This window comes from Marinimicrobium sp. C6131 (genome assembly GCF_026153455.1).
Classification (GTDB): domain Bacteria; phylum Pseudomonadota; class Gammaproteobacteria; order Pseudomonadales; family Cellvibrionaceae; genus Marinimicrobium.
In genome coordinates this window covers 4,049,032-4,064,941 of record NZ_CP110629.1, presented here as the reverse complement: position 1 = coordinate 4,064,941, position 15,910 = coordinate 4,049,032, and the positions used below count along the sequence as shown (strand labels likewise).

Sequence of the window (15,910 nt, the reverse complement as noted above, 5' to 3'; positions counted from 1 at the left end):
TTCCTCCTTAGCTGACGTTGACGACGCGGAACATGCCTGCCTTCATGTGGTACAGCAGATGGCAGTGAAAGGCCCAGCTGCCGGGCGCATCGGCGCTGATTTGCAACGAGACCACCTCACTGGGCTTGAGGCTGATGGTGTGCTTGCGCGGACGGGGATACTGGCCGTTTTCAAGCTCCATCCACATGCCATGCAAATGGATCGGGTGTTCCATCATGGTGTCATTTACCATAATCAGACGCAGGCGCTCTCCATGGTTGAACTCCACAGGGCCATCGACCTCGGTAAACTTCACACCATCAAAGGACCACATGTATTTTTCCATGTTGCCGGTAAGGTGAAGCTCAATGTCCCGTTCCGGCTCCCTCTCGTCTGGCCAGGGATGAGCGCCGATCAGATCGCCATAGACCAGAACGCGATGATCCACATCCTCAAGACCAACGCCAGGCTCATTCAGCCGGCTGACCGGGTTGCGAGCAATCATCGCTGCGGCGGGACCATGGCCGCCCGGCGCGTGCTCGATGCCAAGATCCGGGGCCGAAGGCCGTTGTTGAGATGCCGCCATACCCCCGCCATGGTCACCGTGCATCTCATGCTGGCCCCCCATACCGGATTCATCGCCCTTGGAAGACGACATATCCATGCCATCCATATCGTGGCTCATTCCCATGGCCGCCATACCCCGCTCGGGCACCGGCCGCAAATCGGGCACCTGTGCTTGCTGCCCCACCTCCGTTGCGAGCGTGCCCCGGACATAACCGCTGCGGTCCATACTCTCCGCGAACAGCGTATAGGGCCGGTCGCTTTTCGGCGTCACGATGACATCGTAGGTTTCCGCCACGCCGATACGGAATTCATCGACTGTGACTGGCTTGATCGGTTGACCGTCGGCGGAGACCACCACCATCTCAAGGCCCGGAATGCGAAAATCAAAAAACGACATGGCCGATCCATTGATGATTCTCAACCGGACCTTTTCGCCGGGCTTGTACAGCGCTGTCCAGTTTGTTGCATTATCACGGCCATTCATCAGATAGGTATAGGTGGATCCGGTCACATCCAGCAAATCCCGGGAGCTCATGCGCATTGTGTTCCACATGGACCGCTGTTCCCAGGTTTTCGCCAGCCCTTGACGGCGGATATCGGCAAAAGTGTCCCCCAAGGTTCGCTGCTGGTAATTGTAGTAGCCCTCCGCGACGGTCAGGTTGCGGAATACCTCGTGAGGGTCTTCAAAAGTCCAGTCGCTCAGGATGATCACATGCTCCCGGTCCGCGCCTATATCGCCGTCGGCCGGATCAATCACCAGTGGCCCCAGGTGCCCCAACTGCTCCTGCAGTCCCGAGTGGCTGTGATACCAATAGGTTCCATTTTGTTGAACGTCGTATTCGTACTGAAAGGTTTCTCCTGGTTTGATACCGGGAAAGCTCACGCCGGGCACACCATCCATGTTCTCGGGCAGAATGATGCCGTGCCAATGAATTGAGGTGTCATCAGCAAGCGAGTTGGTGACGTTCAGGCGAGCTCTCTGTCCTTCTTTGAGCCTGATCAGCGGCCCGGGCATGCTTCCGTTGATGGTGATTGGTCTGCCGACCTTTCCACCGATGTTCATCTCCTCCCGGCGAATATGTAAATCGATCGCAGAGCCAGCGTTGACCACATCGCCATAGCTTCGTCCCAGGGGAGACGCCCAGGTCGGCGCCATCCTGGCCATAGCGAGGGCCGATGCCACCCCGATCGCCGATTTGATAAAGCGTCGACGGCTCGCCTCTATCGGTTTTCCCATCATGCAACCTCCTGACTCTTGTAAACTCTCGCAAAATGGATCTGACTCCAGGGCCCACCAGGCGGTAGCCCAAGCTAATGATGAGGAGCTTCAGCGGAACCCCGAGCAGTCAAGACTTGATACTGCTCGTGGGACAGCTCGGGAAGGCGTCTCAAGAAAGCCACCATGCTCCAGATTCGCTCGTCATCATGGTTCGGACCCCAGCCCGGCATGCCGGAGGCTTTGATGCCGTGTTTTATGACCCAAAACCTATGTTGGGCCCGCGACTCAAGATCCTCTTCCCCTTGATGCGGTTGCGTCAGATCCGGTGGCGCGGGATTGAGGCCCAAGGTGAAATCACTCTCATCCTTGCCCGGTTTGAGATGGCAGCCGGCACACATGTCATTGTAATCAGCGCCCCCGGCCAGCAGGCGCTCGGACGTGTCCAGATCCGCGGGCACTTCAATCCCGCTCGACGCCCGGTCAACCGAGCGTTCGCGCAGTGTTTCCAGCGCCCAGTAGGTCAGAGGGGTGTGCCGATCATCCGCACCGACGGGATACAAGCCCGAGTAGATGAACGCCCCGCCCGCCGCTATGGCGAAAACGAGTGCAAGGACCAGGCACTTGGTGCAAGACAAAAACCCAGGGGCCGCCATGTGCTCTCCTTTATGCTTTAGTGGTCGTGTTGGGAATTACGCGCTGCGTCGTCATCGGACTCGGAGTGCTTGTGCTCGGACTCCTTTGAGTCGGCATCCTTCTTATCCATGTGCTGCTTGCACTTCTTCATCATGGCCTGCATGACCGGGTCATCCATGTCCATCTCGGCGTGGTCCATGTCTTTCATTTCTGAGCATTTCGGCTTTTCGGCCTCCTCCATATGCTCCGACGGCTCATGCGCCTGCACGGCTAGGACCAAAATAAGCGCTGGCAGGGCGGCCAACCAACGTAAAGTTTTGTGTGTCATGGGGTAACTCCTCAATTGGAACGAAAGTGAACAGCCATTGCTGTTTTCAACAACCAACACTCACTCTAACAAACTGGCCCTGTCTGCCAGATGACTCGAACATTACATTTTTGTAATGTTCGTGTAACCTTGTCGTTGGACACAGTCAGCTACACTCGTGCGATACGGATCAGAAGAGGTGCTTCATGCGACTGCTGGTGGTAGAAGACGAAGTAAAAACAGGTGACTATCTGCGCCAAGGCTTGACCGAGGCCGGCTTTATGGTCGAGCTGGCACGCAATGGTCTCGACGGCCACCACCTGGCGATGACGGAGTCTTTTGAGCTGATAGTCCTGGACGTCATGCTGCCAGATGTGGACGGGTGGCGCATCGTGCAGTCATTGCGCGAAGCCGGCCGCCAGACTCCGGTGCTGTTTCTAACGGCACGTGACGCTGTGGACGACCGCGTAAAGGGCCTGGAGCTGGGCGCCGACGATTACCTGGTGAAACCTTTTGCCTTTACCGAACTTCTGGCCCGAATACGCACATTACTGCGCCGGCGATCCGCGCCTACCCTGTCGGAACAACTGGAGATTGCCGACCTGTCTCTTGACCTGCCAAAACACCGCGTTACCCGCGCCGGGAAGAAAATCAACCTCAGCCACAAGGAGTTTTGCCTTCTGGAGCTTATGGTCCGTCGGCGTGGCGAGGTGTTGCCTCGTTCGCTAATTGCTTCCCAGGTATGGGATATGAACTTCGATTCCGACACCAATGTGATTGATGTGGCCATTCGTCGATTGAGGGCCAAAATTGACGATGATTTCGAGCCCAAACTGATTCACACCGTGCGTGGCATGGGCTACAAACTTGACGTGGAAACCGACGATGAAGATCACTAATCGGCAACCACTGTCGCTGGCCGCTCGGGTCATGGTGTTTGTGGGGCTGGCCATTGGGCTCAGCCTCTTCCTGATCGGGAACCTCGTTCTCAGTGCCATCGAACGTCACTTCGCCGAACAGGATGCCGGTGAACTGGCCGTAATGACCGAAGCCGTTGTCGAAGCCTTGCAGAGCGGTGGCAACGGTTCCGCACGACAGACTGATGCCTTGGCTAACGCCATATCCGGACATCACGGAGTCTTTTTCCAAGTTCGGGATGAGCAAGGCGATGCTATCTACAGCATGCCGGGTGCCGACCTGTCGCAAGCATCCGATACCCTCTTCCCAGCGTCCGAAATCAATGCAGGCAACGTGCAAACCTGGCAGGAAGGCGATAAGACCTTCCGGGGTGTGATCTCTGAGAGTGAGGTCGGAGGCCGGAGTTACTCGATCACTACGGCCATTGATATGGGCTTCCACCTGGAGTTTCTCCAGAGCTTTCACCGCACTTTGTGGCTGATCATGAGCCTCACCGGCGCCATTACCCTTCTGGCCGCCTGGTATGGCATTCATCAGGCCCACGCGCCGCTGCGCGGATTGTCTGACAGAATCGGTGATATCCAGGCCGATCGGCTCCACGTGCGCCTCGATCCAGCCTTGGTGCCATCGGAGCTACAGGGCCTGGTGGCCTCGTTCAATCACATGATTGGTCGGCTGGAAGACAGCTTTACTCGCCTGTCGCACTTCTCCGCCGACATCGCACACGAGTTGCGTACGCCGCTCACCAACCTCATTACCCAGACCCAAGTCGGCCTGGGAAAGGCCAGAGATAGGGAAGAATACCGTGAACTGCTGTATTCCAATCTGGAGGAGCAGGAGCGCCTGGCCAAGATGGTCAATGACATGCTGTGGCTGGCCAAAAGCGATCATGGTCTACTCAAACCTGAGCAGACACCACTGAATCTGGCAGAAGAGGTGAATGCGCTCTTCGATTTTTTTGAAGCACTGGCTGACGAGAGGCAAATCCACCTGATATTGGAAGGTCGGGCACCGACCATTCATGGTGACCGGGCCATGCTGCGGCGAGCGATCTCCAACCTGCTATCCAACGCCATCCGCCTCTCGCCCTCGAGTGAGACGGTACGGGTGAAGCTGGCCAAGACCGGAGACCAGGAAGTGTCGCTAAGCGTGCAAAATCCGGGGTCGGAGATCCCTGCCGAACATTTGCCCCATATTTTTGACCGTTTTTATCGCGTCGACCCGTCGAGAGCTCGTCAAAGCGAGGGCGCAGGACTTGGGCTCGCTATTGTCAAATCCATCGTCGAGGCTCATGGCGGTCGCGCTGAAGCAACATCGGCGCGAAACATGACCACTTTCACGCTCACCTTTCTCGAAGACTGAAACGAACTATGTCTTCTCATGTTGTAGAGGAGCGCCGCCACATGCCCAACGTTTACGCCAAGCTTCCACATCAAAGGTTCCAGCATGCCAAGTGGCAATGATGATGTCCGAGAAGGACTCTTCGCCCAGACGCACTGGATAACCGAACAACGCGGCGTGGTCTTTCTCCTGATACCAGCGCTGCGCGTAAACCGGCTTACCACTGTCGTTGCGGTGCAAGCGCTCCCGGGCCAAGTTGACGCTGGCCGACTTCGGCGGGTAGGTGAAGCGTCGAGGATTGAGATGCTCCAGGCGCTTTTTGGTACGGGCAACGACTGCGTGGTAGATACGCTCTATCAGCTCGTGACACTAGGCACCCTCCCCCAGGCTCTCGTAGCTGGGGAACTCAGTGGTGAGTTTTGCGGAGAGGGGGGTTGATCTGACGACTTGGCGCACCAGGCGGGGGCTTCAGTTAGGTCCTATGATCTCAAGTCAGACCATACGGCCTGAAGCCCCTCAATGGGAGAGACGCCCATGGCCTGGCAATAGCATACGAACTCGACCACTTCCCTTCCGACGCTAGGTTATCTTTAAAGGCCAGACCAGCTCACCTTCCCATCCACTGTTCCTGCATGCCAAATGACCAAGATGAAGGAACCGATATACGTGCAGAAGCTGCCCGAGAGCTTGAGGCATCACTCAAGCCGCTCAACTCCAAAAGCCGCCTGATTCATTCCAAGGCATACCTGCTAAGTCGTCTCTTCACGAATCCATGCGAGCAATAGCGCCAGCCCGGACTCGAAACACTGCTCAAATTGAAACAAGTGATCTTCAAGTAGCTCGAAGGTTAAGAAAGTGAAATAGGGATCATCCAGTGCTTCTCGCGCGGAATTTAACAGCTCTCGCTCAGCTTTTTTGGCATCATGTGGCAAGCCCTGCTGCTCAAGTGTTTCACCCAGTACGAAGCTAAATATGGTTTTCATTGTCTGCATTGCGCGGCTGCCGGTTAGGCCCACTCGGGCCATCAATCCCAACATGGCCTCCGCCGCGCGCAGGGTGTTGTGCTTGGCACAGAAGCTGCCACCGATAATTCGGGCCCCGTCACGCTGCTCCAGCAGCACAAGCCTTATCCGACGAACGCTCTCTGCAAGGTCCTGGTAGGGCTCGCCGTGACCGAGGTCATCAAGTGACACCCGACCCACCATCACCTCGGCCATTTCGCTCAGTAATTGCTGCTTGTCTGATATCAGGCGGTACAGCACTGGGCACTGCACCCCCATGGCGTCTGCCAGAGCTCGCATGGTCAAGCCATCCAGGCCTTTCTGATCGACAATCGTCAGAGCCACCTCCGCGATCTGAGTTGGCGTCAGTTTCTCTTTTCGTTCCCGCCTCCCGGGAGACAGCTCTAGCGCTTCGGTCATGGCACAACTCTTCATTGAAAGAGTTGACATGTTAACACCGTTACCAATAAACTGGAACTAATATGTTAACGCCGTTAACAGCCTCTACAGCGCTTTGATGCACGGAGACGACAATGATGCCCGTCACCACCCCTCACAGAAGGCACACTAAACGATCTCCGCACCACCGCTTTCCGAGCGACCCGCTCTCGGAGGCGCCCCGGCTGATAGAAATTCGCAACCAGCCCGAGATTAAGCTGGCAGGGCTGCGCTCTCCGGTGAAGGGGCTGCCCTTTAGCAACCTTATGGCATTGCGGAAAACCTTCTTGCCCTATCAGGGGTGGCTGCCCGAGCAAGTGGATCGCCGCCTGTATGGCGCCTTGCTGCATTCGAAGAACGGAGCCGATGGTTTCGATTACCTAACCGCCGTGGAAGTCGAGAGCTTTGAACATCTCAACTCGGACTGGCAACAGTTGACAATTCCCGCGCAACACTATGCCGTGTTCGCACACGAGAAACATTTGTCCGCTCTGAGGACCACAACCCATGCGATTTTCTCCAATAGCCTACCGTCACTGAATCTACTCCCGTTGAGGCATGTTCCAGACGTTCCGCAGTTTCTAGAACGTTACGAAGAGTCTTTCGATCTTAATTCCGGCTGGGGCGACCTACAGATTTGGGTGCCTATACAACAGAAAGTCGATTCTGTACCGATAGTTGCTTCAATACCCTTTCGCGATGGCACCCAAGACAGATAGATAAGCCCCAGAGCAATGACGAAAGCCCGGAGATTATCCATGAAAATTAATATATCGGATCAATTGAGCATTGGAGGAAAACATAGGTGATTCTATATCATCAAAACGACCACAAAGAACTTATCAGAAGGAAAATTATTACCGCAGGAACTTTAGTATTGACTAATCCTACAAATGCATCGTTAACCGTCCAGGATGTGTGCTTCGAAGCAGGAGTCACAGAGAGAGAATTTCTACACCATTTCTCCGATGAACGAGCACTCCCGCTGGCAATTTTTGATGATTTTATTTCCTCAGCCGAACGCGACCTTGACAGATACATGATCGAAGATCCAGAGGAATATGGATCATTTACACGCGCCTATACCGAATTTCTAATAGAATCGGCATGGAGAGGAAAACTCGACAAGAGATCGGCTTTAGTCGCTCTTTGCTTCAACGATCCGGAGCTTCAACCGATGTGGGCAAACTGGTTTGACAACATTCTACGAAAGCACTTTCATACCGATGGGGATGATCATTTGTCCGTAGCAAGATTCGCTGCGGAGCAATTCTGTCTATCTGCCCTATCCAGGGTGAACCCTCCTGATATAGGTGAAACCCGGGAAATTTTACTCGACGTAACGCACAAAAGATGCTGATTTATTAGTCAACCTTACCCGACCCTAGCCAACTTTAAAGAAACGACACCACCGACACTCTAACGATACAGGTCCAGCCAAATAACTTGAAGAACACCCCCTATTACTTACTACATTTCTTTACCGAGATTATTCACCGCATGCGTTACCATTCTGATATTACGTTACATTTTCAGTAAATTAGGAGAGGTAGTCATGCAGGAATTTATCGGACAATTACGTCACACCTGGAAAGAAATCATGCTGCTGGTTGCAATCGCCATTCTGGCTCCCGTAGTAGTTTCTATCGATCTCGTAGTGTTGGACAACGGCGTGGGCGAAGCATCGTTGACCGAGACAGTGCAAGAAGCTTTGCTATTACTCTGTGTACTGCTCTTTGGCTATAGAGCTGTGAGCGTGCCATATGCACGGGGGGCACTGATTTTGATAACCGGATTTTTCCTGTGCCTGTTATTGCGGGAAATGGATTTTCTGTTCGATGCAGTTTTTGGGCATGGGACCTGGGTATGGCCTGTCTCTGCCGTGGTACTGATTTCCGTCGTGCTCGCATTGCTCAATCGGAATTCGGTATTCGGGCCAGCTGCTCGATTTCTCGGCACCCGATCCTATGTCTTTGTCTTGATTGGCTTTGTCACCCTGTTCATCTTCAGCCGCCTGTTTGGAAGTGGCAACCTGTTGTGGAAAAGTGCACTGGGAGACAGCTATAACCACGCCTTCAAGTCGGGATTGCAGGAGGGCCTGGAACTGTTCGCCTACGGGCTTATTACTCAAGGGGCGATCATCTTCTGCCGCACCGACTGGCAGGATGCCATGACGAATTCAACCTGGGGCGGCGTTGAGGATTCTTAAGTCGTCCTTGCCTGCCCCTTTTTCGCTACCTTACCGCAATTTGCGGTTAAACATGTATCGCGATTTATGACTGCACGAACGTCACCCTCCACTTACTGGTCACTTTTCGCAGGGCTGATCCTGTACTGCCTGCTGGTGGCGCCCGCCGTGGCTACGGTGACCGATCTGTTGCCTGGCTCCAGCAACGAACAGGCGGAGGAAGATGCCGGCGAGGAGTCCGGCGATCAACAGGAAGCCGGGGAACCGTTGCCTGGGCCGTCTGCCAATCCGTTCCAGCCAATATTGGAGGATGAGTCTGAGCAGCTGTTGGAGAGCGAACTGTCGGCACCACAGTCCGCAGATATCCACCAGCAGATTCAGATTCTGCGCAACTCGCTGGATAACCGGCAGTCTGCATTGGAAGGCAGCCATCGTCGGCTCGATCAGGCCCAGACTCTGCTGGAACGACTGGAGAATGAGTACCGCAGTTTTGAGTTGCGACTTGAGACGGCCGGGCTGAACCTCACCGTTGACTATGCCCGTCTGCTGCGCCAACGCTTGGACCGGCTCAAAAGCCATACCATCGCCAGTGTGCTGACCGATGGTATCAGCGCCCAGTTATCGACCGCCCGTGAAGAACAGCTTCGCTTAGAAGAGTACGAAGCTATCAGCGAACCCGACGTCCCTGCTCTCGAGCGCACCCGAGAGGTACGCCAGGAGCTGATCACCCAGCTCCACGGTGCCGTAACTAAACATATCGACGTCCTCAATGAATACTACAACACTGTGGCCGAGCTGCAGGAGCGTCTTGACGCCTACCAGCAACTACTGCAGCAACGGCTGTTCTGGCTTCCCAGCACCGAGCGTGTGAGCCTGAACACCGTCAAAGACTCGTACCAAGGGATCAGTTGGTTTCTGTCGGGCTTTCATTTGAGCGACCTCACTGATGCCCTGCGCAGCTCTTTCGCCGAAAGGGGCGGTCGTGTACTGGTAATACTAGCTGCTCTGGCGTTCTTGGTACGCCGGCGTCGCATTCTGCGAAAGGTGCTGGTGGATTCTGGAGAAGATGTCGGCAACGTGGGCCGTGATCGCTTCACCGTCACCCTCACCGCAGGGGCCCTGAGTCTGCTGCTGGCATTGCCCGGTGTCCTGGTACTCTCCGTCGGTGCACTGATGCTCAAGGAGGGCAACAGTTTCTTCTCCGCATTATCATCCGGCTTTACCACGGCCGCCTTCGTTACCCTGCTCCTGGGGGCCCTACATTCGGTGGCCCGTCCAGGCGGGCTCGGTGAGCGGCATTTCAACTGGAATGGCCCAACGCTGTCGGCCATCCGAGGGCAGGTCCCAGTACTGCTGGTGGTAATGATTCCGGTCGTGATTGTCCTGTCGACCATGGACACGCCGGAGGGCGACGCCTTCAGTGACAGCCTCGGTCGGTTGCTGTTTACCGCAGCCTCAGTGGCACTGGCCTGGTTTGGCTGGCGCGTGACGACCGCCGCGCGGCAGGTTGCGCCCGAGCGCAACTTCCTGAAAGGCCAACAGGTGCTGGCGATCGCCACGCCCCTGCTGCTCGCCCTCGCATCCCTCTGGGGCTACCACTATACGGCGGTTCAATTGGAAGGGTTGATGTTCATCAGCATCTGCTGGCTGGCCTTCGCGACGCTGCTGTATTACTTGGCTCTGCGTGGTCTGTCGGTACGGGAGCGACGCATGACCCTCAAGCGGCTGCGGGAACAGCGCGTCGCCGAGTGTAAACTGGCCGAAGCCCGCGAGGCTGCAGAAAATTCCGGAGAGGGCGTACCCGTTGCCCTCGACATGCCCGAAATGGATCTGGAAGACATCAGCCAGCAAAGCAAGGCGCTGGTGCGCATATTGGCCATTACCCTCGCGGCTTACGTACTCTGGGGTTTCTGGGCCGACGTGATACCCGCGCTGCAGATTTTTGATGACATTACCCTGTGGACTATCAGCACGGGGGCTGAAGCTGAGGCCTTAGTGCCCATTACTCTGGGTGACCTGATGCTGGCGCTGCTGGCTGGGGTCGGCACCGTCCTGGCCGCCCGCAACCTGCCGGGGACGCTGGAGGTGATGGTATTGAGCCGCATCAATTTGGAGCCCGGGGCCGGGTACGCCATTACCACCCTGACCACCTACATCATTGTGTTCATCGGCGTGGTAGTGGCGTTGGTGGCAATCGGCGTGCAATGGTCCAAATTGCAGTGGTTGGTAGCTGCCCTGAGTGTAGGTCTGGGTTTCGGGTTGCAGGAAATCGTCGCCAACTTTGTCTCCGGTCTCATCCTGCTGTTTGAACGCCCGATCCGCGTCGGCGATACGGTGACCATCGGTGGGACCACGGGCACCGTGTCTCGCATCCGCATCCGAGCGACCACCTTGGTGGACTGGGACCGCAAAGAGCAGATTATTCCTAATAAGACCTTTGTGACGCAGGATCTCACCAACTGGACCCTTTCCGACCCCATCACCCGGGTGATTATTCGGGTGGATGTCGCCTACGGCTCCGATGTGGACAAGGTTCGTGACCTGCTGCACAAAGTGGCGGAAAACAACGAGCGGGTGTTGGGCAACCCGGCCCCGGCGGTCTTCTGCGTGGGTCTGGGAGACAGTGGCGTCAACTTCGAGGTGCGGGTATTCGTGAGGAGTCTTCTGGACTTCATGCCTCTGTCTCATGAGCTGCACTCCGCCATCACCCGCGCCCTCAGCGAAGCCGGTGTTGAAATCCCTTTTCCTCAGCGAGATATTCACATCCGTACCGCTCCTATGCCCCATGGCGGACCGAAAAAGGAATAGAGGTGGTTGGTATTGTTGAAATATTCAAACTAAGAGAGCGACCATTTTCTCCTCCATTGAAGCTGCGTTGGGTAAATGGGCACAGGCTGAAACCGAAGCGACGCGACTTCGTTCAAGATAATGAACTTACCGAAGCAAAAAGAGGTTATTTGAGATGCCAGACTATCAGGCCATTACACGGCAGATCCGCGGTTGGCTGTCGTACGCTGCCCTAGCGACAGCAGGCTTCGCCCCAATGGTTAGCGCAGATACGCCCCAAGAAGCAGAAGAAGAGGCCATGGAAATTCAGGATGTGTTTGCGCCCAACGAGCCGATGTACTTTGTTGTGGGGAGCGACGACGAGCAGGATACCGCGCGCTTTCAATTCAGCTTTATGTACCGTATCTTTGATTCGGAGGGTTCGTTGGTAGAGGCCGCGCCAGTGCTTCGAAACATGCACTTTGCCTACACCCAAACCTCGGTTTGGAACCTGAGTGAGGAGTCTGCCCCCTTTGACGATACGAGCTACAGGCCAAGCTTTTTCTGGCAGGTTGACGGCCCAGGAGGGCTTTTTTCGCCCGATGTCATGCGCATTGGCTATGAGCACGAATCGAATGGGCAAGATGGCTTGGACTCCCGCAGTATCGACACGCTATTCATCCAGCCAATCTGGCAGAAACCAATCGGTGATCGCAACCTCACCATTATCCCGCGACTCCGCTATTACCTGGACAAGGATGAAAACCCGGATATAAGAGACTACCGTGGTTACGGTGACCTCATCATCCGTCTGGGCCGGGAGGAAAGTTGGCTAGTGGACTCGACGCTTAGAATGGGCACAGAGGGTTATGGTAGCGTTGAGCTTGGGGTTTCTTTCCCCATGAGTGCCAGGATTTTCAATCGGGCGGGCGGCTTTTTTTACGTGCAAGCTTTTCACGGTTACGGTAACACCCTGGTCGACTACAGCCAAAAGACGGACTTTGTAGTAAGAGTCGGTATTGCGCTAGTTCGCTGAGACGTCTAGTACCAAGATTGTTTGAGGATTTCGGTATGTCGCACGGCTACTAAATGCTGACCAATGCGTCCGTGCTACGCCCCCCTTTTGACCGGGAACAGAACTGTATCTAGCAGGCGCACGCCACTTCATGGGTGCGCCATGCTTCCGCATCATCCGTTCCCGCGTGCCACGTCGCCAGAACGATATCCGAAAAGCACTCCTCTCCCAGGCGGCCGGGATAACCCAGCAGGGCAACATCACGCTTGGATATGTACCAACGTTGACGATAAACCGGCCTTCCATACTCGTTATCGTGTAGCCGATCCCACACAAGACAGACCCGCACTGATTTGTCAGGGTGCAGGTACTGCCTGGGGGCTACGTGCTTTAACCGGCTATTGGTTCGTGCGATAGCGGCCTGATAGATGCGCTCGACCACTTGATGTTGCCAGGCTCCTTCCCCCAGGCTTTGGTAACTTGGAAACGCAGTGGTGACCGCCACCTCCACCATTGATGACTGAATCCTCTTGACCCAGTCCGCACGCTTTGACTGGCTGGAAGACAGTTCGCTTTGGCTCGCGCCATCCAGAACATCGCGACTAAGTGGAGTAAGTGTTCCGGTGGCAACCAGTTGATAATCAGTGTTCATGATTGGGCTCCTGTGAATATGGCTACATATCAACAGGCGAGCCCATCAAGAATTACTACCTATCCCGGCATATGGGCGCCTTGTCGGCGCCCATAACTCAATCACCACATCCATCCGCCGACTGAAGTCTGACTTGTCCGAAATGAGTGGCAGCCATCGTCAAAGGACTTGGTGGCGGCTTTCGTGAGATAGCTGCCCCGCAAGAAGAGCTTCTGAAGCTCCCACTCAACGCCCCGCCGAACAAGGTACTGCCCATCTACGGGAAAGTTCGCCAGCCCCTTCCCCTCGAATTCCGGCAACATCAACACATTCGCCCAGGACTCAGCTATCACGTTGTGCAGATTCTCTCCAGAGTAATTGAAATTACCCAGCGTGTTGAAGGCATGGCCGTTCAACAGAATCAGCAGATGGAAATGTGGTTTCGTCTCACCTGCCTTGTATTCACGTGCCCAAGCATAGTGGAGCTTCGCTGGGTGAATACGGCCCTCTCTGAGTTGATACCGAGACAGCCTGTACTTCAACACCTCCCAAAACCGCCTGATGTATTCATTGCCAAGCGCTTCTCCTTCGAGAGGCCAGTAGCTCACCGGGAACCTAAGATCTACCCGGACTGCAAATACACGGCTGTTGTCCATCAGGGATTCCTGCACCACCTCGTACAGTCGCTCCAGATACTCCTCAATAAGCGGTCCTCTGGTTACTTGAACCGGGAGGTTTCGGTAGTGATGATCTTCGTGGAGCGTTAAGTGGCCCAGCTTGGCTTTAGGTTGGTCGTGGTGTTCAAATGTAGTTGGTTTCATGGTTACTCCAATAGGTATGGTTCATGTACATACCGTCAGGAGGCTCTATCAACTTTTACACCACGTCAGGCTCTCGCTCGCTATCGACGTTATATGGGGGCTGCTTTGAGGCAGCCCATTACTCCGCTGCTACCGCTTCCCATGCTTACTATCGTGCATGGGTTCATCCACACTGGCGTGGGTATATATTACTATTCCCTACATGATTGAACCCATGAAGTCCCGACGTAGACAGAGCCTAAGGAACGGGCGCTCGGCAAGTCACGGCGTTTTTACGCTGTCGATTATTTCGAAGAGTTTTGAAGAAGCCTATCAAACCCGGCCTCCTCTTGGACGGGACCGCCCTACTGAATTTGGCCGTAAGACCTGCCCAGGGGATTAGAGGCGTCCGGGCTGAAAGTTATTCCCGTCAGCCCCTCGCTGACGCAGAGATCCCTTACCGGCTCACCGCAAAAAACCCCCTTGTAGAGATCCAGCTCAGTTTTAAACATTGGGACGCCGGCAAGCCTTGCCTCAACAAACCCAAAGTGCACCAAGTTTCCGTGCTCGTCGTAAGCAGTCGCAGATTGAATAATCGCATCATACTGCTCTGCCGTGGAGGTGGGGTTGAAAATATATCCTTTGCGCCCGCCGAAGGTCACTGGCAGGCACTCCCCGCTCTGCTCCAACAGATCGCCCAGGACCAAGAATGCTCTCTCGGACAGGAATAGCCGCCCGAAGTTTTCCGATACGTCCGGCACTTCGGTCGCTCTCGAACCCTCGCAGGGGCGGAACTCAATCTCTAGCGGCTTCCAGACGCCTTGATACGCCTTGGGTTCAGCGTTAAAGGCAAAGGTTCCGTGTTCCTCCCCCAGCTTGGTCATAGACTCCACCGGCGGAATGACATGCATTAGGTACGACTCATCGTGCAGAATTCGATAGATCATTTGAGCCGGCTCGCTGGCAGCATGACGTATGGCGGGAAGCTGGAGGTCTGGAGCTTAAAGCGAACCATTCGGAGCGCGTCCGCCAATGAACGGTCGTCCTTGATACGGACGTGATCAATGAGGGTGCCCAACCAGCGGTAATAGCCATTCCGGTGAATTCTGCTATGGGGGACCGCCTGACTCAAGTGTTTGGGCATATGGGGCTTTGCAGCGGTGTTGTGAGGAAGCCAAGCCCCGTTCAACGGGAAATCAATCCTCATCTTCACCCAAGCCATAACCGCCCGTAAAGGCACCGATCTGGGGTCCTTACCAGCGATAATGGCATGGCAGTCACACTTCTGGCTGGGCCTCGGGTCCCCACTCGCCGTCATATGGCGAGCCAGGCGCTTACAGTCGTGACTCTCATTCATGAGCTGCTCGAAGGTCATACCCCGGCCCTTGGCCTCATATTCCGCCAATCCTCGCTGTATCTGGGAAAGGGTTTTCAGGTGGTTCCAGTCCAGCAGGCTGGGCTGCTCCAGACGGGCAAACTGGCTGATGGCGTGATTGACGACATGCTCGTGAGGTAATGACATACGCAGGTCCCTTTTGTGATCTCCAGAGATCCGAAGTGTGTCGGAACCGTGCCATAGACGCAACGGGCCATAATCCGCTAAATCCAGGAATGTGACTGCCGTCACACTGCGCTTTTGAGCAACACAGCCCGTGCCAGAGGGTGAGGCTGCGCCCCACCCCCTGACGCCTGGCCAGACGCTCGCTTACCGTTTCGCATACGGAAGGAAAACCACGCCTTATCAGGCGACGGCGCGGTCGGAGAACGCCGGCTTCTCTTGGTCCCGCTCCTCAATCCGAGCCAGTATCCAATCGTGAACTTCTTGCTCAACCCAGGCAACAGCCCGCCCGCCGAGGGAGACGGAGCGGGGAAATAGCCCGTCTTCGATGTATTTGTAGATGGTGGACCGGCTCAGGCCGGTCAGCTCTATGACTTCTTTGAGGCGTAAAAATCTCATGGTGGACTCCTATAGATCCGTTCATGAGATGTGCCGAGTGAGTAAGGAATAACAACAAGCATATTCTTCGGCGGAAAAATTTATAAACTCCTTGAGCACTAAGAACCTTTTCTCTATAGGCCAGTATTAATAGGCCTCTCAGATAAATTT

Annotated in this window: 17 protein-coding genes; 7 read left to right on the top strand and 10 right to left on the bottom strand. The window is 55.3% G+C overall.

Annotation, left to right across the window (positions count from 1 at the left end):
• Positions 1 to 7 precede the first annotated feature (7 nt).
• From OOT55_RS17135 to OOT55_RS17125, 3 genes are all read right to left on the bottom strand, one after another.
• The gene (locus OOT55_RS17135) at positions 8 to 1,783 is read right to left on the bottom strand and encodes a copper resistance system multicopper oxidase (RefSeq protein WP_265368852.1); all 1,776 of its coding nucleotides are present in this window, start codon (positions 1,781 to 1,783) and stop codon (positions 8 to 10) included.
• A 74-nt stretch (positions 1,784 to 1,857) separates the two neighbouring features.
• Positions 1,858 to 2,418: a c-type cytochrome gene (locus OOT55_RS17130; protein ID WP_265367046.1), complete on the bottom strand. Its 561-nt coding sequence runs from the start codon at positions 2,416 to 2,418 to the stop codon at positions 1,858 to 1,860.
• A gap of 17 nt (positions 2,419 to 2,435) precedes the next feature.
• On the bottom strand, positions 2,436 to 2,726 hold the full coding sequence (locus tag OOT55_RS17125; RefSeq protein WP_265367045.1) for a hypothetical protein: 291 nt from the start codon (positions 2,724 to 2,726) through the stop codon (positions 2,436 to 2,438).
• Between the two features lie 185 nt (positions 2,727 to 2,911).
• Here OOT55_RS17125 and OOT55_RS17120 point away from each other — a divergent pair, with 185 nt between their 5' ends.
• Together OOT55_RS17120 and OOT55_RS17115 are read left to right on the top strand one after the other, a co-directional pair.
• Entirely contained in the window at positions 2,912 to 3,604 is a 693-nt protein-coding gene (locus OOT55_RS17120) for a heavy metal response regulator transcription factor (RefSeq protein WP_265367044.1), read from the top strand.
• Positions 3,591 to 4,985: a heavy metal sensor histidine kinase gene (locus OOT55_RS17115; protein WP_265368851.1), complete on the top strand. Its 1,395-nt coding sequence runs from the start codon at positions 3,591 to 3,593 to the stop codon at positions 4,983 to 4,985. The genes OOT55_RS17120 and OOT55_RS17115 overlap by 14 nt, the downstream gene beginning before the upstream one ends.
• A gap of 6 nt (positions 4,986 to 4,991) precedes the next feature.
• Here the strand turns inward: OOT55_RS17115 and OOT55_RS17110 are convergent, their stop codons facing one another.
• Together OOT55_RS17110 and OOT55_RS17105 are read right to left on the bottom strand one after the other, a co-directional pair.
• Positions 4,992 to 5,204 (bottom strand): hypothetical protein, encoded by a 213-nt coding sequence (locus OOT55_RS17110; protein ID WP_265367043.1) that lies wholly within the window; start codon positions 5,202 to 5,204, stop codon positions 4,992 to 4,994.
• A 509-nt stretch (positions 5,205 to 5,713) separates the two neighbouring features.
• Positions 5,714 to 6,385, bottom strand: a complete 672-nt coding sequence (locus OOT55_RS17105) for a TetR/AcrR family transcriptional regulator C-terminal domain-containing protein (RefSeq protein WP_265367042.1) — start codon at positions 6,383 to 6,385, stop codon at positions 5,714 to 5,716.
• 113 nt (positions 6,386 to 6,498) lie between these two features.
• Between OOT55_RS17105 and OOT55_RS17100 the strand changes: the two genes are divergently transcribed.
• The 5 genes from OOT55_RS17100 to OOT55_RS17080 all read left to right on the top strand — a co-directional run bounded on the left by OOT55_RS17100 (position 6,499) and on the right by OOT55_RS17080 (position 12,393).
• On the top strand, positions 6,499 to 7,122 hold the full coding sequence (locus tag OOT55_RS17100) for a GyrI-like domain-containing protein (RefSeq protein ID WP_265367041.1): 624 nt from the start codon (positions 6,499 to 6,501) through the stop codon (positions 7,120 to 7,122).
• An 86-nt stretch (positions 7,123 to 7,208) separates the two neighbouring features.
• Entirely contained in the window at positions 7,209 to 7,763 is a 555-nt protein-coding gene (locus tag OOT55_RS17095; RefSeq protein WP_265367040.1) for a TetR/AcrR family transcriptional regulator, read from the top strand.
• Between the two features lie 195 nt (positions 7,764 to 7,958).
• Positions 7,959 to 8,612: a hypothetical protein gene (locus tag OOT55_RS17090; RefSeq protein WP_265367039.1), complete on the top strand. Its 654-nt coding sequence runs from the start codon at positions 7,959 to 7,961 to the stop codon at positions 8,610 to 8,612.
• Positions 8,613 to 8,678: 66 nt separating this feature from the next.
• Entirely contained in the window at positions 8,679 to 11,399 is a 2,721-nt protein-coding gene (locus tag OOT55_RS17085) for a mechanosensitive ion channel domain-containing protein (RefSeq protein ID WP_265367038.1), read from the top strand.
• Between the two features lie 154 nt (positions 11,400 to 11,553).
• On the top strand, positions 11,554 to 12,393 hold the full coding sequence (locus tag OOT55_RS17080; protein WP_265367037.1) for a phospholipase A: 840 nt from the start codon (positions 11,554 to 11,556) through the stop codon (positions 12,391 to 12,393).
• Between the two features lie 109 nt (positions 12,394 to 12,502).
• Here OOT55_RS17080 and OOT55_RS17075 read toward each other — a convergent pair whose 3' ends face one another.
• From OOT55_RS17075 to OOT55_RS17055, 5 genes are all read right to left on the bottom strand, one after another.
• Positions 12,503 to 13,024, bottom strand: a complete 522-nt coding sequence (locus tag OOT55_RS17075) for a hypothetical protein (RefSeq protein WP_265367036.1) — start codon at positions 13,022 to 13,024, stop codon at positions 12,503 to 12,505.
• Between the two features lie 101 nt (positions 13,025 to 13,125).
• The gene (locus tag OOT55_RS17070) at positions 13,126 to 13,824 is read right to left on the bottom strand and encodes a YagK/YfjJ domain-containing protein (protein ID WP_265367035.1); all 699 of its coding nucleotides are present in this window, start codon (positions 13,822 to 13,824) and stop codon (positions 13,126 to 13,128) included.
• A 344-nt stretch (positions 13,825 to 14,168) separates the two neighbouring features.
• A complete protein-coding gene (locus OOT55_RS17065; protein ID WP_265367034.1) occupies positions 14,169 to 14,687 on the bottom strand; it encodes a hypothetical protein in 519 nt (172 codons plus the stop codon).
• Positions 14,688 to 14,746: 59 nt separating this feature from the next.
• Positions 14,747 to 15,325 (bottom strand): AHH domain-containing protein, encoded by a 579-nt coding sequence (locus OOT55_RS17060; protein WP_265367033.1) that lies wholly within the window; start codon positions 15,323 to 15,325, stop codon positions 14,747 to 14,749.
• Between the two features lie 219 nt (positions 15,326 to 15,544).
• Positions 15,545 to 15,760, bottom strand: a complete 216-nt coding sequence (locus tag OOT55_RS17055; protein ID WP_265367032.1) for a helix-turn-helix transcriptional regulator — start codon at positions 15,758 to 15,760, stop codon at positions 15,545 to 15,547.
• Positions 15,761 to 15,910: the final 150 nt, after the last annotated feature.